The sequence below is a fragment of the Rhodococcus sp. IEGM 1379 genome (genome assembly GCF_030056815.1).
Taxonomy (GTDB): Bacteria; Actinomycetota; Actinomycetes; order Mycobacteriales; family Mycobacteriaceae; genus Rhodococcus_F.
Window position 1 is genome coordinate 76,279 of record NZ_JASHKR010000012.1, and the last position, 25,631, is coordinate 101,909.

General features: G+C 60.8%; 26 protein-coding genes. 5 read left to right on the plus strand and 21 right to left on the minus strand.

Translation table 11 applies throughout. The features are described 5' to 3' along the window. Position 1: 1 nt before the first annotated feature. The 20 genes from QM600_RS09815 to QM600_RS09910 are packed head-to-tail and all read right to left on the minus strand — an operon-like array spanning position 2 to position 19,381. Positions 2-469, minus strand: a complete 468-nt coding sequence (locus QM600_RS09815; protein ID WP_283261271.1) for an Rv1363c family protein — start codon at positions 467-469, stop codon at positions 2-4. Further along, positions 466-1,002, minus strand: a complete 537-nt coding sequence (locus QM600_RS09820; protein WP_283261272.1) for an Rv1363c family protein — start codon at positions 1,000-1,002, stop codon at positions 466-468. The genes QM600_RS09815 and QM600_RS09820 overlap by 4 nt, the downstream gene beginning before the upstream one ends. After that, positions 972-2,267 carry an MCE family protein gene (locus QM600_RS09825; protein WP_283261273.1) on the minus strand — a complete coding sequence of 432 codons (1,296 nt, stop codon included), beginning with the start codon at positions 2,265-2,267 and terminating at the stop codon, positions 972-974. The genes QM600_RS09820 and QM600_RS09825 overlap by 31 nt, the downstream gene beginning before the upstream one ends. Continuing rightward, on the minus strand, positions 2,264-3,361 hold the full coding sequence (locus QM600_RS09830; protein ID WP_283261274.1) for an MCE family protein: 1,098 nt from the start codon (positions 3,359-3,361) through the stop codon (positions 2,264-2,266). The genes QM600_RS09825 and QM600_RS09830 overlap by 4 nt, the downstream gene beginning before the upstream one ends. Continuing rightward, positions 3,358-4,614, minus strand: a complete 1,257-nt coding sequence (locus QM600_RS09835) for an MCE family protein (protein WP_283261275.1) — start codon at positions 4,612-4,614, stop codon at positions 3,358-3,360. The genes QM600_RS09830 and QM600_RS09835 overlap by 4 nt, the downstream gene beginning before the upstream one ends. After that, complete coding sequence (locus tag QM600_RS09840; RefSeq protein WP_283261276.1) at positions 4,614-5,636, minus strand: MCE family protein; 1,023 nt, start codon at positions 5,634-5,636, stop codon at positions 4,614-4,616. The genes QM600_RS09835 and QM600_RS09840 overlap by 1 nt, the downstream gene beginning before the upstream one ends. After that, the gene (locus QM600_RS09845) at positions 5,633-6,655 is read right to left on the minus strand and encodes an MCE family protein (RefSeq protein ID WP_283261277.1); all 1,023 of its coding nucleotides are present in this window, start codon (positions 6,653-6,655) and stop codon (positions 5,633-5,635) included. The genes QM600_RS09840 and QM600_RS09845 overlap by 4 nt, the downstream gene beginning before the upstream one ends. Continuing rightward, positions 6,652-7,821, minus strand: coding sequence for an MCE family protein (locus QM600_RS09850; protein WP_283261278.1), 1,170 nt, complete (start codon positions 7,819-7,821; stop codon positions 6,652-6,654). Before QM600_RS09850 ends, QM600_RS09845 begins: the two co-directional genes overlap by 4 nt. A gap of 9 nt (positions 7,822-7,830) precedes the next feature. Then, a complete protein-coding gene (locus QM600_RS09855) occupies positions 7,831-8,682 on the minus strand; it encodes an MlaE family ABC transporter permease (protein WP_283261279.1) in 852 nt (283 codons plus the stop codon). 7 nt (positions 8,683-8,689) lie between these two features. Continuing rightward, positions 8,690-9,463, minus strand: a complete 774-nt coding sequence (locus QM600_RS09860) for an MlaE family ABC transporter permease (protein WP_283261280.1) — start codon at positions 9,461-9,463, stop codon at positions 8,690-8,692. Between the two features lie 2 nt (positions 9,464-9,465). Next, complete coding sequence (locus tag QM600_RS09865) at positions 9,466-10,749, minus strand: cytochrome P450 (RefSeq protein ID WP_283261281.1); 1,284 nt, start codon at positions 10,747-10,749, stop codon at positions 9,466-9,468. A gap of 45 nt (positions 10,750-10,794) precedes the next feature. Further along, on the minus strand, positions 10,795-12,432 hold the full coding sequence (locus QM600_RS09870; protein WP_283261282.1) for an acyl-CoA synthetase: 1,638 nt from the start codon (positions 12,430-12,432) through the stop codon (positions 10,795-10,797). Positions 12,433-12,456: 24 nt separating this feature from the next. Further along, entirely contained in the window at positions 12,457-13,704 is a 1,248-nt protein-coding gene (locus tag QM600_RS09875) for a hypothetical protein (protein WP_502942924.1), read from the minus strand. A gap of 5 nt (positions 13,705-13,709) precedes the next feature. Beyond that, a complete protein-coding gene (locus tag QM600_RS09880; RefSeq protein ID WP_283261284.1) occupies positions 13,710-14,261 on the minus strand; it encodes a Cif family virulence factor in 552 nt (183 codons plus the stop codon). Between the two features lie 40 nt (positions 14,262-14,301). Beyond that, entirely contained in the window at positions 14,302-14,496 is a 195-nt protein-coding gene (locus QM600_RS09885) for a ferredoxin (protein WP_283261285.1), read from the minus strand. A 3-nt stretch (positions 14,497-14,499) separates the two neighbouring features. After that, a complete protein-coding gene (gene cyp51, locus QM600_RS09890; protein ID WP_283261286.1) occupies positions 14,500-15,894 on the minus strand; it encodes a lanosterol 14-alpha demethylase in 1,395 nt (464 codons plus the stop codon). After that, the gene (locus tag QM600_RS09895; RefSeq protein ID WP_283261287.1) at positions 15,891-16,697 is read right to left on the minus strand and encodes an SDR family oxidoreductase; all 807 of its coding nucleotides are present in this window, start codon (positions 16,695-16,697) and stop codon (positions 15,891-15,893) included. Before QM600_RS09895 ends, cyp51 begins: the two co-directional genes overlap by 4 nt. Continuing rightward, on the minus strand, positions 16,697-17,902 hold the full coding sequence (locus QM600_RS09900) for a cytochrome P450 (protein ID WP_283261288.1): 1,206 nt from the start codon (positions 17,900-17,902) through the stop codon (positions 16,697-16,699). Before QM600_RS09900 ends, QM600_RS09895 begins: the two co-directional genes overlap by 1 nt. After that, a complete protein-coding gene (locus tag QM600_RS09905; protein ID WP_283261289.1) occupies positions 17,899-18,474 on the minus strand; it encodes a TetR/AcrR family transcriptional regulator in 576 nt (191 codons plus the stop codon). Before QM600_RS09905 ends, QM600_RS09900 begins: the two co-directional genes overlap by 4 nt. A 49-nt stretch (positions 18,475-18,523) precedes the next feature. Further along, positions 18,524-19,381 carry a mycofactocin-coupled SDR family oxidoreductase gene (locus QM600_RS09910; RefSeq protein ID WP_283261290.1) on the minus strand — a complete coding sequence of 286 codons (858 nt, stop codon included), beginning with the start codon at positions 19,379-19,381 and terminating at the stop codon, positions 18,524-18,526. 270 nt (positions 19,382-19,651) lie between these two features. Between QM600_RS09910 and QM600_RS09915 the strand changes: the two genes are divergently transcribed. The 5 genes from QM600_RS09915 to QM600_RS09935 are packed head-to-tail and all read left to right on the plus strand — an operon-like array spanning position 19,652 to position 24,790. Further along, the gene (locus QM600_RS09915) at positions 19,652-21,118 is read left to right on the plus strand and encodes an aldehyde dehydrogenase (protein WP_283261291.1); all 1,467 of its coding nucleotides are present in this window, start codon (positions 19,652-19,654) and stop codon (positions 21,116-21,118) included. Between the two features lie 54 nt (positions 21,119-21,172). Then, positions 21,173-21,940, plus strand: a complete 768-nt coding sequence (locus QM600_RS09920; protein ID WP_283261292.1) for an SDR family oxidoreductase — start codon at positions 21,173-21,175, stop codon at positions 21,938-21,940. Then, the gene (locus QM600_RS09925) at positions 21,937-22,836 is read left to right on the plus strand and encodes an NAD(P)-dependent oxidoreductase (RefSeq protein ID WP_283261293.1); all 900 of its coding nucleotides are present in this window, start codon (positions 21,937-21,939) and stop codon (positions 22,834-22,836) included. Before QM600_RS09920 ends, QM600_RS09925 begins: the two co-directional genes overlap by 4 nt. Further along, positions 22,833-23,267, plus strand: coding sequence for a carboxymuconolactone decarboxylase family protein (locus tag QM600_RS09930; protein ID WP_283261294.1), 435 nt, complete (start codon positions 22,833-22,835; stop codon positions 23,265-23,267). Before QM600_RS09925 ends, QM600_RS09930 begins: the two co-directional genes overlap by 4 nt. 56 nt (positions 23,268-23,323) lie before the next feature. After that, positions 23,324-24,790, plus strand: coding sequence for an FAD-dependent oxidoreductase (locus QM600_RS09935; protein ID WP_283261295.1), 1,467 nt, complete (start codon positions 23,324-23,326; stop codon positions 24,788-24,790). 14 nt (positions 24,791-24,804) lie between these two features. On the opposite strand, the gene QM600_RS09940 is transcribed toward QM600_RS09935, so the two are convergent. Then, positions 24,805-25,611 (minus strand): helix-turn-helix domain-containing GNAT family N-acetyltransferase, encoded by an 807-nt coding sequence (locus QM600_RS09940; protein ID WP_283261296.1) that lies wholly within the window; start codon positions 25,609-25,611, stop codon positions 24,805-24,807. Between the last annotated feature and the right edge of the window lie 20 nt (positions 25,612-25,631).

The following is a 25,631-nucleotide window of genomic DNA, read 5'->3' on the forward strand; positions in this document are numbered from 1 at the left end:
GTTAGATCGGCGTCAACTCACCGACCAACCACTGGCCGTCTACCCGATCGACGATCACTCGAACTCGACTCGAACTCGATGCGGGAGCAGGCTGGGCAAAACTCGTGGTGATCTGGTCAACGAACATCAGCAGTTCCGCGTGATCGTCACCGGCAGTGAGCAATCCGACGTCGATAACTCGTGCTCTCGTACTGATGCCCTTAGCTTTCGATTGGGGAACAACACTTGTCGTGGCAAAATCGACGAACCCGTCCTTGAATGATCCGGTCGCACCGTTCGCGGCCTCGCCAAGGTCTCGGTCGACGGTTTCGCTGTTGTAGCTGAGCAAATCCTCCACCAACGTGGGGGCTTCTGCCATTACATCCGCACGCACTGTCTTGAGGGCCGCGGCTTCGTGACGAATCCAGAGCAATGCACCGGCTGCAATAACGAGAACGGCTGTGAGCGCGGCCGCTATCACCCGCCTCACGGAACGAACTCCACACTCGACATCAGGATCTTGCCGCCGACGTCCTCGACCCCGATTCGCAGCCGATACGTTCGCCCCGTCGGTGTTCCGGCCGAATTCGCGACCTGAGCCGACGCGGCGATCAGCACAACCCCTGAGGTCCCAGATTCTGTTGACAGCGCGGCCGCATCAATTCGCCCGTCGGAGTTGACCGACGACGAGCGGATCGCCTGGACGAAACCCGACTCGCCGTCGGCCAATTCGTCGGCAAATGCGCCGGTGCCGAGTTCACGCAACTGCGCCAAATCCTCGTCCACAGTATCGGTGTGGACGTCGATCAACGCGAGCGCTCCGGCCACTGCCCCATCCACCAGTTCCTGGCGGTGGCCTTCGCGAGCGCGGTCACCCCGCATCGACACAGCGCCGAACACGACGGTCGCACCCGAAGCTACGACGACCACCGCCAGCAACACTTTCAGCGCGATCCTCCGCGAGGGGATTCGCCGCGAAACACCCTTCTCCATCAGGGATTCGGCATCAACAGCTGTTGCCACGATCCGCCCTCTCCGACATCGGTGTGCTCGTATCCGACCCCGTCAGGCCCGGTGTACAGCTCATCGGGTGCGTTGGTCCCCGAGGGTACGTACGGCTCGGGGCTTCGGCAGGTAATCGGATCGGGCGCACGCTTGCCCGGGACCTCCAGGCACGGAATGTTCCGCGAACCGCGCACTGCGAAAACCGAATTCGCGGGTACCTTGCAGAACAGATCAGCCGGTGTGTCCGGAACGCTCATCTGGGTGGGATCACGACGCTGATCGGCCGGCAGGTATCCAGTGGAACACGCGGCTGGATCCTGTGCTTGGAGGTGGAAATTCACGTTGGCTGCGCCGTCTGCCTGTCCCCGTTGCACCACTGTCTCCTGAGCCGCAATGAGCGGTGGCAGTATTACCAGCACTTGTTCGAGTGCCGAGTTGTAGATGACCGCAACCTGTCCCGTGCTGGTCAAGTTAGCCAGCAGTACTGGCAGTGTGGGCCGAAGATCCTGGAACAACAGATCGGCTTCCGTGGCAAACCCCGGGCCGGTGGCCAAGATGTTGCGAACCGAACCATCCGCGTCGGACAGCTGCCCGCTCACCTGGGCAATGCTCGACGCCCACAACCTGATCTGATCCCCACTGACCACTTGAGTGTCGAGCAGCGGTGCAAGTTGTTGCACCAGCGTCGTCGCCGACGTGGTCGCATCTGACAGCTGATCGACAAATGATGTGGTCGAATCCAGCAGTCGCGCAAGATCTTCCCCGCCATCCCCGAACGCGGCAGCCGACTCGTCGATCACCGCACGCAGTTTGTCCTGGGGAACAGATGCGAGCAAAGCTTGCGCCTGATCGAGCACCGGCCCGATCTCCGTCGGAATCACAACACTTCCTACTCCGATCACGTCACCGTCGGCAAGGAAGGGACCGTCAGTGGTGCTCGGCTGAAGATCGACGTACTGCTCGCCGATCGCGGAGACGCTACGCACCGCTACCGCCAGTTCCTTGATCGGTACGGGAACCGAACTCTGCAAGGACAATTCGGCCCGTACAGCGTCCGGGTGGAGTCGCACCGACCGCACCTGGCCGATCGTATCGCCGCGATACGTCACATTCGCGTTGCGATAGAGGCCGCCGGCGTCGGGTAGTTCCAACATCACCGTGTACCGCCCGATTCCGAGCATCGTCGGAACCCTGAGGTATGAGATTGCGGCGGCAGTCATGCCGATCACCGCAAGGATCGCGAAGATCACCAGCTGCCGACGAACGAGCGGGGTGAGGATCATCGTCCGCCCTCCAGCGCATTCAAGGGTGCGGTCATCGGGTCAACGGGACCGGCGCCGGTGACGGCAGACTGCGGTGCACCGAACGGCGTTCCGAAACCGAGGCCGGACTGCAGTCGATTGGTGGTCAGGTCTATCAGAGCCCACAGATTGGTGTAGTCGCCGCGCATCCCGTCGTCGATTGTTGTCTGCGGAAACGGGAAGGTACTCAGATTGCCGAGGTTGTTGATCAGATCCGGACCGGCCTCGACGACCTTCTGTAACGTCGGCTCCAGCGCGGCGAGGTTCGCTTTCACATCCTCACGCGTACTGTTCACCAGATCGGTTCCGACATCTCCGAACCTACCGACTGAATCGAGCGCGGTAGTCAAGGCGACTCGCTGATCGGTAAGTTCCGCCAAGGCAGGATCCAATACCTCGAGCGCCTTCCCGAGCACGTCGCGCTGAGCATTGATCTCACCTGCGAACACGTCCAGGTTCTCCATCGTGGTCACCATTGCCTCACGTTGCCGGTCGAGGGTTGCGGTCAGGGTGTCCATTTGGGAAAGCAGATCACGAACGGATCCTGTTCGTCCCCCGAGGGCAGCATTCAATTCGGTGGTGATGCTCTGTATCTGCGCGAGCCCGCCACCGTTGAGCACCAACGACAGAGCAGTCAGCGCTTCTTCCGTAGTCGGATAGACACCAGCCGAGGCCAACGAAATGACTGAGCCTTCCGTCAACTGACCTTCGGGCGCGACGCCGACCGGCGGCGCCAAGGCAACGTGTTTGGAACCGAGGAGGCTGGTCTGCCCGATCTTGGCCGTCGAATTGGCCGGCAGCACAACCGAACCGTCGAGCGACACGGTGACTTTCGCTTTCCAGTTGTCGGTCTCGATGGCACTGATACTGCCCACCGTCACGTCGTTCACCATCACCGGCGAGTTCGGACTGATCGACGTGACGTCCGGCATCTCGATCACCACCGTGAAGCTTCCCTCTCCGCGGCCCGCTGCCCCCGGCAGCGACACCGAGTTCAGACCATTCCAGGCACACCCTGAGACCAGCATGACGACGCTCGCCCCGAGTACGCCGATTCCCCAGCGCAGCCGGATCATCGCGTCACCGTCTCGGGCATCAGTAGTTGACCCAGACCTGCGGGAACGCTCACTGCGGGAAACAGTTCCGGCTTCAAGTCCGGCTCGCTGTACACCAACTGATCCGGCGTAGCCCCAAGCGCCCGAGTCGGATTGATACTCAGATCCGGGTAGTTGGCCTTGATGGTGTTGAGTAGCGGACCAAGGTATTCGGCACACAGATCCGCGCCCTTCTTCGACGTTTCATTCGCCAATCCGGCGATTCCGCCGCAGATGAGGTCTATCGGGTTGCCGATGTTCTGGAAGGCCGGCACGCCTACCATCGCTCCCTGCGCCGGCCGATAGACGTTGTAGTAGTTCGACAGCGCTGTCGGAGCCAGATGCAGCACCTTCTCCAGTCCGTCTCGCTTGTCCACCAAGACCTGCGAGACATCGGCGAGTGTGTTCACCTGCTCGGTCAGTCCAGTTCGATTCTGTTCGACAAACCGCTGCACATCGCTGATCGCCGCATCAAGATCGACCAAGGCCGGAGCTAATTGGGTTCGACTCTCAGCGAGAACACCGGTCACCGTCGCCAGCCGACCTTGAAAACTCACGATCTGTTCGTTGCTGGCGGCCAAGGCCGTCGTAAAGGTCTGGAGTCCCCGGATCGTGCCGAACAGATCCCCACCACCCTCGTTGAGGGTGCTCATCGCCTGGGACAATTCCTCGACCGAACGCCCCAAGGCTGCACCGTTTCCCTGCAGCGCAGTACCGGCCGCGTCCAGGAAATCTGCGGCGGATCCACGGGTGTCGCTCTGCGGTCCCAGTGCCTCTGCCGCGCGGCCCAGTTGTTCCTTGATCTGATCCCACTCCACAGGCACCGCGGTTCTATCGACACCGATCTCAGCGCCGTCGCCGAGCGCGTCCCCACCATCCTCGGTCAACGCGGGCGTCAATTGGACGAACCGTGCCGAGACCAGAGACTGCGCCACGATCACCGCCTTCGCGTCCGCTGCTACCGGGACGGATCGAGCCAACTCGATCTCGACTCGCATCCGATCTCCTTGCGGGCTGATATCAGTGACATGACCGACGTCGACACCCACCACGCGAACGTCGTCACCGATGTACAGTCCGGTCGTGGAGGTGAAGTAGGCCGTCACGGTGTAATAGCGGAAGTGTTGTACCGCAAGGTATCCAGCCACAATTAAGGCAAACGCCAGCGCGACGCCAACACCCACGGCTACCGTCCGGCGCCGGTTCTCCGGCCTCAACACACTCTCGATAACCATCAGCGAACCCCCGGAATCGGTAGTGGCGCAGGCGGAAGCCCGAAAATCGCGTTGATCAACGGTTGGGTGTATTGCGCGGGCAACAGGTTCTGGACGTACGCGTAGTAAAACGGTCCACTCGCCACGGTGTCGCCGAGCGTCCCCACATACGTTCCGAGTCCGTCGATGCCCTGGGCCAGGTTGTCCTTGTTCTCCTGCAGGATCCCGACCACCGTGTTGAGTTTGACCAGAACCGGATTCAGTTGGGCTTCGTTGTCGTGAACCAGTCCGCTGAGTTGCTCGGAGACCGCCGAGATGTTGGTGATCACTTCGCCCAGCGCGGCTTGCCGCCGGGCGAGTTCACCGAGCAACGCATTGCCCTCGACGAGAAGGGTGTTGACCTGCGGCCCTCGCTCGGCCAGAACTCCAGCTACCTCGTTAGCGTCCGCGAGTAACGCCCGCAGGGTTTCGTCACGACGGTTGACGCTGTCGGAGATGCGGGCGACGCCGTCGAGTGCCGGGCGTAAGTTGGGTGCACTGTCCGCCAGTACGTTTCCGACCTCGTCGAGGGACGCCGACAGTTGGTCGAGGTTGATGTCGTCCACAGTGGTGGTCAGGTCGCCGAGCACGTCGGGCAGGGAATATGCAGAACGGGTGCGCAGCAGGGGAATCTGTCCACCGACGGGAATTCGACCGTCCCCCTCCAGGTCGAGTGACACCGCCCGCTTGCCGAGTAGAGACATCGTCGTAATCGCCGCCGACGTACTCTCCCCGAGCCCAACAGACCCGTCGAGCGTGAAATCAACTCGGGCATAGCCTCTCTCGACTGTGATCCCTGACACCGTGCCAATCTTCACCCCAGCCGCGTTCACCTCGTCACCCGACGCCAACCCACCCGCGTCCTCGAACACCGCGCTGTACCCGACTCCGCCTTTCACGAACTGCAGATCCTGGTACTGCAGTGACGCCAGCACCACGGACGCGGTAACCGCTATCCCCACAACACCTACTCGCACCGCTTGCTTCTGCGCCATCGCTCTCATCGCGGTGCACACCTTCCTGTCGTTTGGTCGATCAGGTCAACCGTGAGCGGATGCCCGTCGGCGCCGTCGACCTTCAACGCGATGCCGCAGAGATAGAAGTTGAAGAACGATCCGTACGCACCGACACGGATCAGTTGCCGATAGTTGGACGGCATCGAAGCCAAGATGCGGTCCAACTCGCCCTGCTGGTCGATCAGCGGGTTCAGACTCGCGTCGAGTTCCGACAGGGTTCCGCGGATATCCGGTCTGACCTCGGCGAGTAGATCCGCAAACGTACCGGTGGCGGTATTGACACTTGTCACGGCATTACCGATCAGTTCCTTGTCCGACGCGAGACCGCTGACCAGTTGCTGCAGGTGATCGAGCGTGTCACTGAACTGCTCACCGCTGCCTCGCAGTTCACTCAAGACTCCGTCGAGATTGTCAATCACCCGACCGATCAACTGGTCACGATCGGCGAGAGTGTTGGTGACCGACCCGGTGTGTGCGAGAACCGACGCCACCGTCCCGGACTGCCCTTGGAAAACCTCGAGCAGTGACATCGACAGCGCATTCACCTGGGCCGGATCAAGTGCCTGGAACAACGGACGAAACCCACCGAGTAGTGCGTCGAGGTCGAGTGCCGGTGCGGTGCGCGAGGTCGGAATGCTGTGCCCACTCGGTAAGGGCTCCGCAGTTCCCGGGCTGTCGAGGAGTTCCAGGTATCGATTGCCCACCAGGTCCTGGTAACGAACGGCGGCTCGCGTTTCGACGGTCAGCATCTCTTTCGAGTCGACGCCGAACGTCACATGCGCTAGGTGGTCGTCACCGAATTCGACGGCACCCACGGATCCCACCGGAACCCCGGCAATACGAACCTTGTCTCCCGGTTTGAGCCCGGAGGCATTGACGAAGTGCGCCGCGTAACTACGCTCGTCCCCTCCCCTCATCTGGCCGAACACCAGAACCAGTCCGGCATTCACCAACAGCATCACAAAAACGAAGATCCCGAACTTCACGGCGTACCCACGCACCTTCATCGGATCTCCGTCCCGAACAGGTAGCTCAACAGATCCGGCATGGTGCTGATCGGTTGCCCACCGTTCGGTTGCCGTTCCGGGGCAAAAGGATTGACCCCGGTGTCGGTAACCAGGAACGGCGCATTGACGTTGGGGTCTCGCAGCGGCAGTCCCATACACTGCGGTCCGCCGGTTGCGGCCACCTTGGGCAGGTCGTCCGGATAGCGGTAGGGATCGGTGCCGGCAATCAAGCCGATCGACATCTTGATTCCCTGCTGCCCGTTGTACGCGCCGTCGCCGATCACCTTGCTCTCCTGCAATCCGTGGAACATGCACGGGATGACCGGTGCGTATTCCTCCAGGAGTGCGGTGGTCGGACGAAGTAGCGAGAGCACGGTGGCGGCGCCGTCTGCGTTGGTTCCGAGCACCTCTTCTCCGGTGTTCGCGAGGCCGATGACGTTGAGCAGGAGCAGATCAAGATTTTCTTGCTCGTCGAGAACCGTTATGCCCGTCGTTGTCAGCGATTTCAAGGTGTCCATCAGATCGAGCACCACAGCTCGGTACGTGTCGGACACCACCGGAAGGGCAGTGAGCACCTCGTCGAGTGAGTTTCCGGCACTGTTGAATTCGGCAAGGGAAGTATCCGCCTTGCCGAGCGTGACACCCAGTCGTTCGCCGCGGCCCTGCAGCGCCGTCGAAATCGCGCCGAGCGTCGAATCGAGCTTTCCAGGATCTACCGTCCGCAGAACAGCAGTCAACTTCTCGAATACGGTATTGAGTTCGACGCTCACGTGGGACACGTCGATGGTTGCCCCCGCGCTCAATCGCTCGGCACTCGGATCGACAGGCATGGACATGCTGACGAATTTCGCTCCGAAGGCTGTATTCGATGTGATCGCCACCTCGACATTTGCCGGAATCGACTCGAGTGCATCAGGATCGAGCATGAGTTCCAAGCGTGCGGTGGCATCGTCAGTCGGTGTGATCGACTCGACCGACCCGACAGCGACTCCGGCCATCTTCACCCGCGCACCCGGATCCATCACGAGCCCAGCACGTTCCGCCACCACGGTCACGGGCACACGGGTGGTGAACGACTGATTGAACGACGCGACCGCAAGCGCCACCACCCCTACTATCGCGAGCGCCAAAGCCAGCGCGGCGAGCTTGTATCCGTACTTCTGCATCGATGCCCCCTACCCGGACAAGTTGAAGTTGCCGGATCCCCCGTACAACGCGAGCGAGACCAGAAGAGTCACCGCTACCACGCAGATCAGCGAAAGCCGAACGGCGCGGCCAACTGCCGTGCCCACACCCGACGGACCGCCGCTCGCGTTGTACCCGTAGTAGGTGTGAATCAGCATGACCAACATCGCCATCACCAGGACCTGAACAAACGACCACGCGACGTCGACGGGATCGAGAAACGTCGTGAAGTAATGGTCGTAGAGCCCGGACGATTGACCGAACAGCACTACCGTCGTGAAACGTCCGGCGAGGAAGGAACCGACGAGAGCAAGTGAATAGAGCGGCAGAATCGCGAGCATCCCGGCCACGATGCGGGTACTCACTACATACGGAACCGAACTGATCGCCATCGATTCGAGTGCGTCGATTTCCTCACTGATGCGCATTGCTCCGATCTGCGCCGTCGAACCTGCACCGATAGTTGCCGACAACCCGATTCCGGCAATGACCGGCGCCGCAATGCGCACGTTGATGAATGCGGAGAAAAATCCGGTCAGCGCCTCGACGCCGATATTTCCCAGCGAGCTGAATCCTTGAATCGCGATGGTTCCGCCCGACGCCAGGGTCAGGAATCCCACGACGGCGACCGTCCCCCCGATCAACGCCAAAGCACCGGTGCCCATGCTGATTTCGGCGATCAAGCGCAGCACCTCCTTCGGATGCTTACGAATTACCCCGGGGATGTGCGCAATTGCCCGAACGAAGAAGACGGCTTGCCGGCCTACATCGTCGATCGACCGGGACAACCTCGCCCATCGGACGCGCGCCGCGCTGAACTTGCCGAGTTCGGCCAGTGCCATTCTCGGCTCACCCCGCCGTCAACCGGATGCCCACCGCAGTCACGATGGTATTGACCACGAACAGTGCCATGAACGAATAGACCACCGTCTCGTTGACGGCCTCACCGACGCCTTTGGGTCCGCCGCGGACCGACAGTCCCCGATAACACGCAACGAGTCCGGCGAGCATGCCGAACAATGCGGCCTTCACCATCGACAACGCGACCTCGGGAAGACCGGTGAGCAACGTAATTCCGTCGACAAACGCACCCGGGTTCACGCCCTGCAGGAATACCGAGAACACGTAGCCACCCGAGATTCCGATGACGCACACGAGTCCGTTGAGCAGCAGGGCAACAACCGTCGACGCGACAACGCGAGGGATAACCAGACGATTAACCGGGTCGATGCCGAGGACTTCCATGGCATCGATCTCCTCGCGGATAGTCCGAGAACCGAGGTCGGCGGCAATCGCGGTTGCCCCGGCGCCGGCCACGATCAGCACGGTCACAACCGGGCCGACCTGCGTCACAGCCCCCAGGGCAGCGCCGGCACCACTGAGGTCTGCCGCGCCGATCTCCCGCAGCAGAATGTTGAGGGTGAAGCTCACCAGAACCGTGAACGGCACAGCCACCAGAACCGTCGGCACAATCGAGACGCGGGCGATCATCCAACTCTGCTCGAGAAACTCCTGCACCTGAAAGCGGTTACGCACCAGGCCAACTGCTACGTCGGCGCCCATCCGGTAGAACTGGCCGAGTTCACGCAGGGGTCCAGCCAGGGACACCTTCCCGGCGGACATGCTCAGTGCTCCACCGGGCATGAGGAACTGTTGCCCCCTTCGTCGGCAGACGACTCATTTACGCCGTAGTCCACCTTGAATTCTTTGACTCCGTTGATCCAGCCCGAAGCCAACCTGCTCGGGTCGCCGATCTTGCTGATGTCCGGCATATGATCGGCGATCTTGTCGAAGATCAGATCGATTTCCATCCGCGCCAGGTTGGCTCCGACGCAGTAGTGCGGTCCCGTTCCGCCGAACGCGAGGTGCGGGTTCGGATCCCGCATGATGTCGAAGACTTCCGGATTCTCGAATGCATCCTCGTCGAAGTTGGCGGATCCGTAGAGAAGGATCACACGCTGCCCCTTCTTGATCTGAGTTCCGGCAATCTCGGTGTCCACCACTGCCGTCCGTTGAAACGAGGTCAACGGCGACGCCCACCGAATGATCTCGTCTGCCGCAGTACGGGGTCGTTCACGCTTGTAGCGTTCCCATTGCTCAGGATGCTCGAGAAACGCCAGCATCCCGAGTGTTGTTGCATTGCGTGTGGTTTCGTTTCCCGCCACCGCCAGCATTATGACAAAGAATCCGAACTGCTCGGGTGTGAGTGCCTCACCGTCCACATCTGCGTTGACCAACCGGGTGATGATGTCGTCGAGGGGTTCGTCCCGACGTGCCTCGGCAAGCTGATAGGCGTAGCCGAGGATCTGTGCCGAGGCCATCCTGGATGCACCGGCCATCGACGGGTCGTCGTACCCCGTCATCTGGTTCGACCATTCGTAAAGCTGCCGACGAGCATCCTGCGGCACCCCGATCAGATCCGAGATCGCCTGCATCGGTAACTCACTGGCCACTTGCTGGACAAAGTCACCGTTGCCTGCCGCAACCGCCGTCTTTGCTATCTGCTCGGCTCGATCTGCGAGTCCGGCCCGCATAGCTTCCACCGACCTGGGTGTGAACAATCGCGCGACAAGCTTGCGTAACTGCGTGTGCTCCGGCGCGTCCTTGTTGATCAGGACGTGCTTCGTCACCTCCATCTCGTCGGCAGAGATATTGTCCTCATGGCGCGCAATGCACCCATTGCGGTTGTTGGAGAACTCTTCCGAACGCAACGACACATCACGCACGTCCGCATGCCGCGACACCACCCACGCGCCACCGTCATGGAATCCGCCCGTACCCGGTTCCTGCGCGTTCCACCACACCGGTGCGCAGCGACGCAGTTCGGCAAACTCGGCAAGGGGAACTCGTTCGCGGTACATCTGCGGATCTGTGACGTCGAAACCGTCGGGAAGGTCGAGATCAGGCATGGTGGTGTGCTCCTCGATGTGGGGCGCCGCACGCGCCGCGGTGAACTAATCGATCCGGTAAGCCGACTGCTGACTCTGCGAGTACTCCTTCGCCCATCGGTAATCGGGCTTTCCGCTCGGTGCGCGTACAACCTCCGTCGCGGTCCAGAACACTCGCGGAATCTTGTATCCCGCGAGGTGGCTTCTGGTGTGCTTCTCGATGGATTCGAAATCCGCTTCGACACCCTCGCGCATACGCACCACAGCAGCAACTCGGTTGCCCCAACGCTCGTCCGGGACCCCGATCACGGTGGCGTCGTACACATCCGGATGCGCTTTGACGACGGCCTCGACCTCTTCCACGAACACCTTCTCACCGCCGGTGTTGACCACCATGTTCCCGCGTCCGAGGAGCGTGACCGACCCGTCGTCCTCGATCCGCGCACGATCTCCGGTCACCACAGCGCGTCCGCCGTCGACAACTCGGAAGATTTCGGCCGACTTCACCGGATCGTTGTAGTACCCGAGCGGCACGTTGCCGAGTTTCGCCAGCCACCCCTCCGCGCCGGAACCGGGGGCCAGTATCCGATTGTCGTCGTCGACCACAACGGTGAACCGGTTGGCGCCCACCTTGGGCCCACCGCGTTGTTCCAGGCCCTTCGTCGCGAAACCGATACCGCCGAAACCTGTTTCGGAGGAGCCGACCGAATCGGAGATCATCAGGTTCGGGAAGACATCGAAGAACGCATCCTTCACCGATCCCGAGAACAGTGCCGCGCCAGATGCGAGCACCGCCAAACTCGAGGAATCGGGTGTCAGCTCACGATGCGCCTCCACCAGAGGTCGCCCCATCGCGTCGCCTGTAATGACCATGACCTGCGGTCGATACTCTTCGACCACCTGCCAGACGTGTGACGCGTCGAATCGTGGTTCGAAGATCACGGTATTACCGGAAAACAGTGCGTTGAACGTCGGCATCAACGCCGACGTATGGATCAGCGGCGGCAACATGCACCACCGCATCGGTTCGGCCGCTGCCGCGCCGCCGCGTGATTGTTGGAACTCGTCGGTGATCGGCTCACCGGAGTAGAAGTCGTAGCCGCCGGCCAGAACTCGCCAGATGTCCTCCTGGCGCCAGACGACACCCTTCGGTCGCCCGGTAGTCCCGCCGGTGTAGAGGATGTACACATCGTCCCCGCTACGCTCGGCGAACGCGTGCTCGCCGGTCCGGTGGGGAGATTGAGCGGCCAGCGCAGTCTCGTACTCCGCCGCACCGGCTACCGGTGATTCCCTCGTCGTAGCAAGTTCGTCCGGCACTTCCAGCAGGTGTTTTACTCGTGGCGTCGACACCACGGCCTCGGCCACCCGGTCGGCGAATCCGCGATGGAACACCAGCGCATCAAGATCCGCGTTGTCGTAGACGTACACCAATTCATCTGGGGTGTACCTGTAATTCACGGTGATCGGAACAGCGCGCATCTTGAACGATGCCAGGATCGCGACCATGGTCTCGATCGAGTTGTGCATGTGAATGCCGATGTGGGCACCGGTACCCAAACCCACCGATGCGAAATGGTGCGCCAATCGATTGGCCTGCTCGTCGAGCTCACGGTAGGTCACCTCCTCCCCCGAAACGATCAACGCCAGCCGATCAGGCATCGCGTCGACAGAGTGCTCGAACAGGTCTGCAAAGGTGTAGGCCATGCACGATCCTTCAGTTTCGGCCGCTCAGACTACGAAGAGAGGCAATGGAATTCCACGATCTTGGAAAGCAAATCCTGCGCCGCTACTCACCTTCGTGATGGCGACCTCAACACATTCCGGAGCCGGATCCTCGGCGATATCAACCGCGATGTGAAGGCCCGCTGGGGTGTCGGAATTTACCCGAACGGTGAAATGGGGGTTCACTCCGCGCACCAACGCTTGGAGCGGTTCAAGATGGTCGGCGTCGATCAAAGTGGGCCAACCACCATCCTCGTCGACGCGACCTGCTCGCGAAATCCACAGTTCGAGATTTTCTCCGTCCCAGTGGATTTCACTGGTGACGTATTGCTTCGGGTTCAGTAACGGGTGGAGAGCCAAAACCGCCGAAAGGCCTTCCAGATCCGACGGTAATCCCAGTGCGTCTCGGATGCGCTGCGCTGCGACACCCGCGATTCCTGTGAGCTGTTTGAGAGTGATCTCCCGCGCCTTGTCCTCGCTGGTGCGCTTGCGTACCGCCAGCAGGAATCCGAGCGCCAGCAGGTGATGTTGCAGCGACACTTCCTGCGCTATACGGACCAGCGCCGAGCGCGAAAAATCGGAGAATCTCAGATCCGACAGCAACGATCCCGCGTAATCGCTCGCTCCTTCGTCCCCGTCGTCGATCGGACTCAATTCTGTCGACGCGGCAGCGGTGCACCCGATCTGTTCGGTGTGGTGAGTCATGACGGGTGGAACGTGGGACGGGTCGATGATCACGGTCCACGCGCAGTGTGGATGCTGGTCCGCGGGTCGACGTGGGGGCCGATGAATCGGACGAATCTGTGCGTACGGGTTGGTCGCTATCGCAGTTGCATCAAACGTCGGGTCTTCGATGTCATGACACATCGTGGTGACAAATTCGTCACCGAGAGGTTCGACGTCCATGAGTGCGCCGCAATGATCAAGCCAGAACTCACCGTGTTGTGGATCGTCCACCCGGTAACGAAAGTCCATGAACTGGGGCGGGGCACCGATATCGAGTTGCAGGCCTTTGAAGATGGTGACGACGTCATCGCCCTCGTACCGCAATGCCTTCTGCATGCGCCGGGTGTACCAGGGACTGGCCGATTCCCATTCTTCGATCGCGACCTCGGCCATACCCTCGCGGCCGAATTCCATGATCAGGTGCGCCATCCCGGATCGATCGATGAGCTGGCCACAGAGCAACAACTCCGGCACCAGAACCGCAAGATCCGCACGAGAGAGTGTCTCGAACGAACCAGGCACGGTCACCGGACTCACCACAGCGGAACCGGGGTGGTTCCGACCCGGTACCAACCGGGGAGCGGCTCACCGGAGATCGACCGCTGAATCCGCGACTGCATTCCCTTCGACAGTGCGTTGTTCTGAATCATTTCCATGAACAGCGCCGAGACATTTCCGAAGTCGAAGAAGTCACGCTGCCACGACCATTGGAAGTCACCCCCGTACTGGAACCAGCTCCCACCGATTCCGTAGACGGAGTAATTACTACCGTCCGAGCGCTTGGCGTCGGAGATCTGCTTCCACAACCCGATGACATTGCCGCTACGTTCGTCGACCACAAAATCCTGGTACGGGTACTGCCAGCCTTCGAGGCCGTTCATCTCGAGGCCGAGTGCAACCGTGCGTATCTCTTCGCGACCCACTGCCATGAAATCCTGCTTCGGCCCGTAGTTCCAGCCGTACGTAGCGTCCTCGGTGTACATGTCCGCCAACGGCTTCCAATCACCGGCGGCCTCGGCCTTCTTGTTCTCGTCAATCCAGCGTTGCACCATCTCGTCGAGCTCGGCGCGGTCGAATCCGGTCATGTGAACTTCCTCCCTCGAGTTAAGAAACTGCACTGGTGCATCAGTCGTCGATGAGCTTCAGGGCCCCTGTCGGGCAGTAACGAACGGCCAACTCCACCTCACGTCGTTGGTCCTGCTGCGGCGACTCGTCAAGAACCTTGACCTTCCCCCGTTTCGGGACCTCGAAGACGTCAGGTGCCTCCAATTCGCAAGAGGCATGCCCCTGACACAGGTCCAGGTCGACTTCGATACGCACGATTCACCCCTCGCTACCCGCAGCAACTCGTCGCCGGTACTTCACCGAACAGGGCTGCTGCAATTGGACAACCATCTTGCTGTGATCGTTTCGGTAACTTTCCGACGGTTGCGCCATCTCGAACTCGAAGTCACGCAACAGAATCGAGAAAATTGCCTTGAGTTGCATCTGCGCGAAGGCCGCGCCGACGCACCGATGACGGCCGGCTCCGAAGGGAATCCAGGTCCACCGGTTGACGATGTCTTCCTGATTCGGATCGATGTACCGACCGGGATCGAATTCGTCGGGATTGGGGAAGTCCTCGGGAATGCGATTGGAGATCGCCGGAGTAGCAGCCACCAGATCGCCTTCACGGATCTCGAACCCTCCGACCTCGAAGTCGCCACGAGCCACCCGCAACAAGATGATCAGCGGCGGATGCAATCGCAGTGTCTCCTTGACCACGGCTTCGAGGACGGGGATCTGGCGCAGCGCATGAAAACTGATGTCTGCTCCATCTGAGTACAGGCGATCAAGTTCTTCGACGACGTCCGACATGGTGCCCGGATGACGGAGGAGTTCGATCAGCGACCACGCAGCGGTACCGGAGGTGGTGTGATGGCCGGCGAACATCATCGAGATGAAGATGCCGGTGATTTCGTCGGCGCTGAATCGGAGTTCGCCGTTCTCGTCCTTGACGGAGACCAGCACGTCGAGCATGTCGCGGTCTTCCTTGCCGTGCGGCGGATTCGCCACGCGCCCGTTCATGATGTCCTGCACCAGCGCGACCAACTCCAAGCGCGCTTCGTCGCGGCGCCGGAAGCTCTCGATCGGCGCATAGGGATCGACGAAAGCCAGTGCATCGGTGCCTTGTTCGAGCTCGTGGTACAGCTGGGCGAAACGATCGTCGAGTTCATCCCGAAACTTTTTCCCGATCAAGCACGCCGACGACGTATAGATGGTCAACTCGGCGAAGAAGTCGAGAAGGTCGATCTCGCCCTCGTCGCCCCACTGCGCGACCATCGCTTCGACCTCCCGGCCGATAGTTGCCGCATGACCTTTCATCTGTTCACCCCGCAGTGCAGAGTTGTGCAGCATTTCCTTACGACGCTCAGGACTCGCGTCGAAGACCACGCCCTCACCGAAGATCGGTTTCATGAACGGGTACGCCGCCTGCTGGTCGAGATCCTCGTCGCTGGAGCGGAAGAAGAACTCGTTTGCTTCGGCTCCCGAGAGCAGGATGACGGTGCGGTCCGCAAGTTGAAATACGCCGACATCGCCACACTCTTCGCGCACCCGACGCATGAGGGCGATCGGATCGGTTCGGAGTTCTTCGAGGTGCCCGTGTTCGAATTCGCCCCCGGATACGCGCGGCGGCGCGGGCAGAGTTTGCGGGTTCTCCTGTACTCCGTATGTCATGTTGTCTCCTGCGAAGTGTGAGTGGGAACTGGATTGAGCGGCGCCTCGGGTTGAACTTCCACCAAAACGATGTGAGCACCGCGGGGTGCTGTCACGACTGCAACAATCGCGTTTGCAATGTCGGAAGGCCGCAGCATGTAACCGTGACGAGCGAAGCCCCACTTGGCCCACGATTCACCAACCGGACCGATGATTTCCGGCGTCGTATCCATACCCATTCCCGTCAACGTCGGCCCCGGCCTCACGATCGAGGCGCGAATACCGGTTCCCTCCAGTTCCATTCGCATCTGACGGCCCATCGCTTCGAGGCCGGCCTTGGCCGCGTCGTAGGCACCCATGAGTGGCCGCTGTCGGTCGGCGCAGTCGGAACCGATGAGCACGAAGTCGCCACGCTGTCGCCCTCTCATCCCAGGCAGCACGCGGTGAGCTAGGCGCTGAGCACCGACCAGATGAACCTCGATCTGACGCAGGAAGCGCTCGGGATCCATCTCGTCGGCGGCACCGAATTCGAGATCACCGGCACCGGAGACAACAATTTCGGTCGGACCCAAAGCGCTCTCGGCAGCAGTGACAAAACCGTCTACCGACGCACCATCCGTGACATCGAGAAAATGTGCGAAGGCCTCACCGCCATTGCTGCGGATCTTCTCGGCGATGGCCTCGCACTCAGCTACTCGGCGGGCGCCGAGTGCAACAGGATGACCGAGTTCGGCAAGGGAGTACGCCGCCGCAGTGCCGATTCCGGACGAAGCACCGCTGATCAGCGCGGGCCGCCTTGTCGGATTGGGTTCGAAACGGGGCATCAGCGCACCTGCACTTTCACCGGGAGGGCTGCGAAGCCCCGCACATTGGTTGAATGAACTCGTTCGATTCCGGACTCGTCGACTTCGTAATCGCTTACCTGACGGGCAAATTCAGCGAGGGCAATCTTCGCTTCCAACTTCGCGAGGTGCGCGCCGAGGCAAAAGTGAACGCCGGCGCCGAAACTCGCCAGTTTGTTGGACGCGCCTCGACCTAGCCGAAACTCGTCCGCGTCCTCGAACACATCAGAATCGCGGTTCGCAGAACCGATCAGGAGCAGCATCTTCTCCCCCGCCGGAACGCATCGGCCGTAATATTCGAGATCGACGACGGTAGTACGCGCAACAATCTGACTCGACGTGTCGTAGCGCAGTGTCTCGTCCACCCATTCGGAGGCGCGGTCAGGATCGTCGAATACGGGCGATAGTTGATCGCGATTGTGCGAACCCCAGTACAGGGCGTTCCCGAGCAACTTGGTGGTAGTTTCGTTGCCCGCCACGACCATCAGGAACATGAAGCCGAGAATCTCCTGATCAGAGAGTTTGTCTCCATCGATCTCGGCGTCGAGTAGTGCCGACGTCAGATCATCGGTGCGCGAGCGACGACGCTCCGCGATCATGTCCTTGTAGTAGCCCATGAGACTGATCGAGGCCTCGACTGCGGCAGGCGGAACATCGAGGACACCGTCTTCACGGTGCACCACAAGGTCCGCTTTCCGGCGCAACTCGGCGCGGTCCGGTTCGGGGACACCCATCAATTCGGAGATCACGTCCATCGGAAGCTTCCCGGCCACCTCGGAGATCCAATCGAACTCACCCGAGGCCAGCGCCGGCGTCAGATGTTGCCTCGTGAGTTCCAGGATTCGCCCGTCCATCTCAGCGACTCGACGGGGCGTGAATCCCCGAGAAACCAACTGCCTCAACCGCATATGCCGCGGATCGTCCATCGCAAGAAAGGACATCACATAGTGAGCATGTGGCCCGTAAGCAGCCGGGTCGAGAGAAACTCCGTTTGCGCTGGAGAGTCGTTTGTTGTCCTTGAATGCGCTCTGAACATCCGAATGTCGTGACAGCGCCCAGAATCCCACATCTTTGTTGTGATAAATCGGAGATTCGTCCCGCAAGCGCTGATATGTCGGATAGGGGTCATCATGAAAGTCGTAGTCGTAGGGGTTGAAAATCACCGGATCGATCAAGGCTTCGGTCATGGATGCTCCAAAATCAGTCGTGCGGAAGCCTCCAGGCGTCCGGCGATGTGCGCGTACGTGCCGTATCCCATACCGGCCCGCAAAAGCGCTCCGGCATAGAGCATTTCGATCGCTTCCAGCACCTCGGGACTTCCACCGGGTTCCATCGCCGTAGCCAGACGGCCATGGATTTCGAATCCGATCCGATCACGAAGGAGTTGCACTTCCGGGTCGGCTCCCAGGAGAGCGTTGGTCACGGCTGCGGATACCTGCGGTTCGTCCGCGAGCAGTAGTGCGATGTTGCGCAAGACCGACAACACACGTGCTGTCGGATCGGGGCCTACCCCTTCCAGATTCGGTGATGCCTGAAGTTTTCGCCAAAAAACTTCTGCGACAAGGTGCTCTTTCGACGAGAAGTACGTGTAGGCCGTAGCTGCGCCCACCCCTGCTGTCGCAGCAACCGCGCGCACCGTCAGACCTGCGAATTCATGCTCACGAAGCACCACCACCGCCGCTTCGGTGAGCCTGGCGACGGTGTCGGCCTGCTTGCCGTTGAGGCGTCTTCGCGTGGATTCGTAGGCATCCCTGGACACATGTCTGGACGTTACTACAGTGACTTGTCCAGGACAATGAATTCGCAATTTACAAACCGATCTTCATCCCCGCGCCCGCATCCACTCGCAACTGTTGTCCGGTGACAAACCGAGACTCGTCCGAGGACAGATACACGACCGCATGCGAAATATCCTCAGGCTCGACCCACGGCGTCGGCATCGCCTGCATGAACGGAAAGGTTACTGCGGCATCCTCTGCCGTGGGATTCTCCAGATCAGGCCGGAACGTTCGGTACATCGGCATGCTCTGCAGCATGTCGGTATTCACGTTTGTCGGATGGATGGCGTTGACTCGAATCGAACTCGGCCCCAACGTCAATGCCAACGAACTGGTGTAGGTCGCAATCATCTTCTTCGCCAACCCGTATCCGTCGCCGCCCGGACCTTGCAACGCCTGCTGACCGTTGAATCCGGTCTGCGGCACCAAACCTGCCACCGAGCCAATTGCGATGATCGATCCACCTTCGCCGAGGTATTCCAGGGCGGCATGCACGGTGTTGACCACACCCAGGAAGTTCACGTCGAAAGCGTCGACAAATCCGGCCGTCGAAATGTGCTTACCCAACGGGCAGATCCCGGCGTTGGCCACAACGACGTGCAGGCCTCCGAGGGCTTCAACCGCCTCGGCCAGCGCAGTTTCCACGCCCTCCCGATCACGAACATCCACACGCGCAGCAAAAACGCGCTGACCAGTCTCTTTGACCAGGCGCTCCGTCTCGTCCAGATCGGCCGGAGTGGCCAACGGATACTCGTTGGACGCAATATCGGCGCAGAGATCGAACGCGATAACGTCCGCGCCCTCCTGAGCCACACGCACCGCATGACTGCGCCCCTGCCCGCGGGCAGCGCCCGTCACGAGGACAACTTTTCCAGCAACTCTGTTCATCGACTCACTCCTGCAATCGGATCGACACACGAATGGAAAACCGTCCGGATCCACGCAACCGGAGCCGGATCGGGTAACTGATGAAGAACCGTAACGGCGAGATCAACGATGCGAGGCCGTTTTCGACATCTCGATGCCAAAAGTCTAAATCCCTTTACCCACATCGCATATGCGCGAAACTCGTTGCCTCGGACCATTGTGTGAACTAGAGTCCAGACGCATGTCCAGTCTCCAGGCCTGATCGTGCAGACCGAAGGGAAGAATTCGCGTATGACGCTTCGACCGACCGACAGTTCCGCACTCCTCATCGACGGAAAACTCCTCCCCGGTTCAGGAGGCACCTTCAAGATCGTGAACCCCGCCACCGAAGAGATCATCGGTTTGGCGGCAGAAGCCACCGCAACCGACATGAATGCGGCCGTCGGTGCCGCACGCAACGCTTTCGATACCACCGAGTGGTCGCGCGACCACAGCTTTCGTGCCCACTGCCTGCGCCAACTCTGTGACGCTCTGCAGTCGCACATCGAGGAACTTCGTGAGATCACCATCGCGGAGGTGGGCGCTCCGTTGATGCTGACGAGCGGACCGCAACTCGAAGGGCCCATCGAGGACCTGCGGTACTGGGCTGATCTCGTCGAAAACTATTCGTGGGAACAAGATCTGGGGAATGCGTCGCCGATGGGAATACCCACCCACCGACGTCTACTCAAAGAAGCAGTCGGGGTCGTCGGCGCAATTACTCCGTGGAACTTCCCACACCAGATCAATTTCGCCAAGCTGGGGCCGGCCCTAGCCGCGGGCAATACCGTCGTACTCAAGCCCGCGCCGGATACCCCGTGGTGCGCAGCACTTGTCGGCAAGGTGATTGCCGAAGAAACCGACATTCCAGCTGGTGTGGTCAACATCGTCACGTCCACCGACCATTCCCTCGGCGCACAACTGTGCACCGATCCGCGCGTCGACCTCATCTCCTTCACCGGATCCACAGCAACAGGGCGAGCAGTGATGGCTGCTGCAGCCAACACCCTCAAGAAAGTCTTTCTCGAACTGGGCGGCAAGTCCGCGTTCATCGTGCTCGACGACGCCGATATTCGAACTGCCTGCTCTGTTGCCGCCTTCTCAGTGTGTGTTCATGCAGGTCAAGGCTGCGCGCTGAGCACCCGGTTGCTGGTCCCTCGCAGTCGGTACGAGGAAGCCCTCGCTGCAGCCTCGCGAACGATGGCCGGGATTCACGCGGGAGACCCATCTGCGGCCGGAACCGTCTGTGGCCCAGTTATTTCGGCGAGGCAACGCGAGCGCGTAGAGGGCTACGTGAAATTGGCACTCGAAGAAGGCGGCACCGTGGTCGCGGGCGGCGGCCGACCGGAGAATCAAGCACACGGCTATTTTGTCGAGCCCACTCTGATTGCCGGACTGGATAACTCGTCACGTGTCGCGCGGGAAGAAATCTTCGGGCCGGTGCTGGTAGTCATTCCGTTCGACGACGATGAGGACGCGATCCGAATCGCGAATGACTCCCCCTACGGTCTCTCCGGGTCAGTATGGGGAACCGATCCGGATCGCCTCGATCGCGTCGTGGCAGGAGTACGCACCGGAACATTGAGTGTCAACGGCGGTGTGTGGTACTCCGCCGACGCGCCGTTCGGTGGGTACAAACAATCGGGTATCGGCCGCGAAATGGGTCTCGCAGGATTCGAGGAGTACCTGGAAACGAAGCTGGTCGCCTCCCCTGCTTGAGCACAACACTGCATGAGATCCCCTCACTGCAACCACAACGAAAGCAGGTTTGACATGGGACGCACAGAACCCACAGGACGTTTCAAGGGACGCACCGCAATCGTCACCGGTGCGGCACAGGGCATCGGCGAGGCGTATGCCCGCGCCTTGGCCGCCGAAGGCGCCAATGTGGTTGTCGCCGACCTCAATCGCGAACTCGGCGAAACTGTCGCCAAACAGATCACCACCGATGGCGGCAGCGCGGTGTTCAAGGACGTCGATGTCGCCGACGGCGAGTCGACACGAGCCCTCGCCGACTTCACGATCGAGAAGTTCGGCAGCATCGAGCACCTGGTCAACAACGCCGCCATCTACGGCGGCATGAAGATCGACTCCCTCTTGACCGTGGACTGGGACTATTACCGCAAGTTCATGAGCGTGAACATGGACGGTGCATTGCACGTCTGCCGCGCCGTGGTCCCGCACATGCGAGCCAACGGCGGGTCGATCGTGAACCAATCATCAACTGCCGCATGGCTGTACTCGAACTACTACGGGTTGGCGAAGGCCGGGATCAACAGCTTGACCCAGCAACTCGCGACCGAACTCGGCTGGTCCAAGATCCGAATCAACGCGATAGCCCCCGGCCCGATCGACACCGAAGCTACGCGCACCGTTACACCGGGCAACATTGTCAAGGACATGGTCAAACGAATCCCACTGCAACGCATGGGAACACCGGAAGACTTGGTCGGAATGTGCCTGTTCCTCCTCTCCGATGAGGCTGGTTGGGTCACCGGCCAGATCTTCAATGTCGACGGCGGGCAGGTGTATCGATCATGACCGAAACATCAGGCAAGGCCGCACTCGGCTACATCGGTCTGGGGAACATGGGCGCGCCCATGGCAACTCGACTACTCGACTGGCCAGGGGGGCTGGTGGTCTGTGATGCGCGGCCCGAAGCCCTCGAATCATTTACCACGGCAGGCGCGACCGCAGCCGAAACTCCCGCCGCGGTCGCAGCACAGACGACAGTTATCTCGGTTACCGTGCTCGACGACGCTCAGGTACGTGACGTTGTGGCCGGACCCGACGGCATTCTCACTACCGCCCGTCCCGGTACTGTCGTCGCAATTCACTCGACGATCTCGGACACCACTGCTGTCGATTTGGCACAGACGTGCAGCGAATATGGTGTGTTGTTGGTCGATGCTCCGATCAGCGGCGGCGCGAGTGGCGCCCAGCAAGGCAGATTGGCGGTGATGATCGGCGGGTCCGAGGAGGCGTTCGCGACAGTACGTGAACCGTTCGAGTGTTGGGCAGAGTTGATTGTCCACGCCGGTGAGGTCGGCGCCGGAACACGAATGAAACTGGCGCGCAATCTACTTCACTTCGCTTCCTTCACAGCAGCAATGGAAGCGTCGCGGCTTGCCGAAGCTGCCGGTCTCGACATCCGCACCCTGGGCAAGGTGGTCCGGCACACCGACGCCATCACCGGAGGCGCCGGAGCGATCATGCTGCGAAAAAGCACGGCAACGCTCGACGAGAGCGATCCGTGGTTCTCGATCCTCGGGCATGTTCGTAATCTCGGAGAGAAGGATCTGAGCCTGGCACTCGATCTGGGCGGGAGGCTGAACCTCGACCTACCCCTCGCGAGCCTTGCCCTGACCGGACTCGGGCCCGGACTGGGCGTCGGAAGCGGCGTGCACGCAGAACACGAAGCAAAGGAGCATTCATGACCGACCATGACGGCAGCGCTATCTCCGAGGCTCGCGCACGCGGAGTCACAAAGATGAACGAGGTGTACGGCTGGGAGTTGCCCGCCAACGTTCCGGGCGAATTTTTTGCAGTCACCGCCGATCACTTGTTTGCCGATATTTGGACGAGACCGGGCTTGTCTCAGCGTGATCGACGATTACTTCTCCTCGGCGCAATCACCGCCCAAGGCCAATCCGATGTAGCGAAGATTCAGATCAACGCCGCTCTTCACAACGAAGAACTCGATGAACAACAAGTCGAAGAAGCCGCGATCTTCCTGTGCCACTACGTCGGCTGGCCGCTGGCTACCGGGCTGAACAATGCACTCATCGCAGTCAAGGCGGACCGCCGAAAGGCCACGCGGGCTGCAGAAAAAGCAGCAGGAGATTCGTCGAAAACGGATACGGTCTGACCTCCAGCCGAGATACTTCGACTACAGAACCATCTCCGAGCGAAGGACCGACATCCATGGCTGAGGCCAACTCCATCCGTCCGATATCCGCGCAGACTATCGACACCTGGCATTACGAGGCCGACGTCGTTGTTGCGGGCTACGGCATAGCCGGTGTCTCCGCAGCTATCGAAGCGGCACGCGCGGGCGCCGACGTGCTGGTACTCGAACGCACCAGCGGATGGGGCGGCGCGGCGGCGCTGGCCGGCGGGTTCATCTATCTCGGCGGCGGAACACCGCTGCAGAAGGCCCTCGGCTTCGAAGACACACCAGAGAACATGAAGACGTTCATGATGGCTGCCCTCGGCCCCGGCGCCGACGAGGAGAAGATCACCGACTACTGCGACGGCAGCGTCGAGCACTACAACTGGCTGGTCGACAACGGCGTTCCGTTCAAGGAGAGCTTCTACGGCCAGCCCGGCTGGGAAACGCCTTTCGATGACGGACTCATGTACTCCGGCGGCGAGAATTCCGCACCGTTCAACACCATCGCCACCCCGGCTCCCCGCGGACATGTCCCGCAGATGAGCGGCAAGCGCACTGGCGAAAAGGGCGGTGGCTACATGCTGATGAAGCCGCTGGTCGAAACCGCGGAGAAGCTGGGTGTGCGGGCCGAGCTCGACATGCGCGTTCAGCGTCTGGTCGTCGACGGAGATCGAGTGGTCGGAATCATCGCGAAGCAGTACGGCAAGGAAGTGGCTGTACGCGCTCGGACCGGTGTTGTGCTGGCGACCGGCAGCTTCGCGTACAACGAATCGATGATCGCGTCGTATGCTCCGCGATTGATCGGCCGGCCCGGCGCTGCTATCGAAGAGCATGACGGCACCGCGATACGTATGGCGCAAGCCTTGGGCGCTGACCTGGCACACATGGACGCCACCGAAGTTGCCTTTTTCGGCGATCCGCAGCTGATGGTGCGCGGAATCCTCGTTAACGCCCGCGGTCAGCGATACGTCAACGAAGACACGTACCCCGGACGTATCGGCCAGGAAACGTTGTTACGCAATGACAATCAGGCCTATCTGATCATCGACGAAGCTGCGTACGACGAGGGTGCTGCTGCGGACAGCTCTACCCCGTTCTTCCGGTTCCGACCCAAGTGGGTAGCCGAAACCGTGGAGGAACTCGAATCCGAGATGGACTTGCCCGAAGGCACCTTGCAATCCACCGTCGAGGTGTACAACCGTCACGCCGAGCACGGCGAGGACCCCGTACTGGGCAAGAAATCCGAATGGGTGAAACCCATCGGCTCCCCCATTGCGGCTCTGGACCTACGAAACTTCACTGCCGGATTCACCCTCGGAGGTTTGCGAACGTCCGTCAACTCCGAGGTTCTGCATGTCGCCGGTGAACCGATTCCCGGCCTGTTTGCTGCCGGCCGCTGCACCGCCGGAGTGTGCGCCGGCGGCTACGCGTCGGGAACATCGCTGGGTGACGGCAGTTTCTACGGCCGCCGTGCCGGGATCAGTGCGGCTAAAGGCTAGAGGCGCTCTCGCTACTACCCCTCAGAAACACGACGCTCCAAAAACACCGTGTCGCGCCACTGTCCCCCCAGTTGCGCGATACGCGAACGTGTCCCGACAATCCGGAATCCGACGGCCTGATGCAAAGCCACACTTGCCCGGTTCTCGGGAAAGATCGACGACTGCACAGTCCAGATCTCACTGGCATCGGCCGCCTGAACTTGCTGGCGCAGAAGCAGTTTCCCCACCCCGCGACCGCGCGCCGCGCTACCGATATAGATGGAGTTCTCGGCAACACCGCGGTAGCAGGCGCGTGAGGACGTCGGGCTGAGCGTTGCCCATCCCACCACCAGTCCGTCGATTTCTGCCACCCATCGGTGATCGGGCAACCACTGTGCATCCAACTTCTCGGCTGAAGGAACCGTGGTGGTGAATGTTGCTGTCCCGGTATCGATTCCCTCGCGGTAGATCGCTTGGACAGCGTCCCAGTCGCCGTCGTTCATCCGTCGTAGCACCACATCCTCGGGCAGCGATCCCAATGTGTCACGAGCCTGACCCCGCGCAGCGACCACCGTCGCAGCTTTCACAAGGTCCGAATACGCGGATTCGGCAACATTGATCACGGACTTTTCGCCGTGAACTGTGATGTCGATAAATCCGACATCCACCAACGCTTCGAGATGAGTGCTCAGAACCGACGGCTCGATTCCAGCGTCCCGGACGATCGCATCAACCGTGACGGGACCGGCAGCGGCGATTCGCAAAACTCGAAGTCGAGTCGGATCGCCCAGACATGCAAACCTGCGCGCCAGAAGGTCGGTGTCGAGTGTTTCGAAACTCATACGGCGACTATAATAGCCCT